This is a genomic window from Salinimicrobium oceani (assembly GCF_012037645.1).
In genome coordinates this window covers 1-358 of sequence record NZ_JAAVJR010001109.1, presented here as the reverse complement: position 1 = coordinate 358, position 358 = coordinate 1, and the positions used below count along the sequence as shown (strand labels likewise).

1 protein-coding gene is annotated in these 358 nt (G+C 41.1%); it reads right to left on the bottom strand.

Annotated elements, in window-relative coordinates; translation table 11 throughout:
• Positions 1 to 135 precede the first annotated feature (135 nt).
• A partial coding sequence (locus tag HC175_RS21015) for a phosphoadenosine phosphosulfate reductase domain-containing protein (RefSeq protein WP_168139916.1) occupies positions 136 to 358 on the bottom strand: 223 nt, incomplete at its 5' end.

Genomic DNA, 358 nt, shown 5'->3' with positions numbered 1-358 from the left:
AACAAAGAATCCCGGAACTCATCACTCCGGGATTTTTTTATTTAATCCTACAGGAGCTTAAATAAATTAGATGCGAAAATAAAGGAATTTAGTCTTGGTTCTTGACTCTTGCAGCGGAGCGGTCCAGGATCTTTTTTACAGGTGTAACCCACATTCTGTTTTAGGATTATTGTTCCAGCGTCCGCTGCGTTCATCACCTGCAACAGTGCAGTGGGAGCAGCCAATAGAGTGATATCCTTTTGCCACAAGAGGGTGAAAAGGCAGGTTATGTGCTTTTATGAATTTATCGCGCTCTTCCTTTGAGACATCCAGAAGAGGATAGAACTTTAAAATTTCTCCTCTCTGTTCAAAAATATCC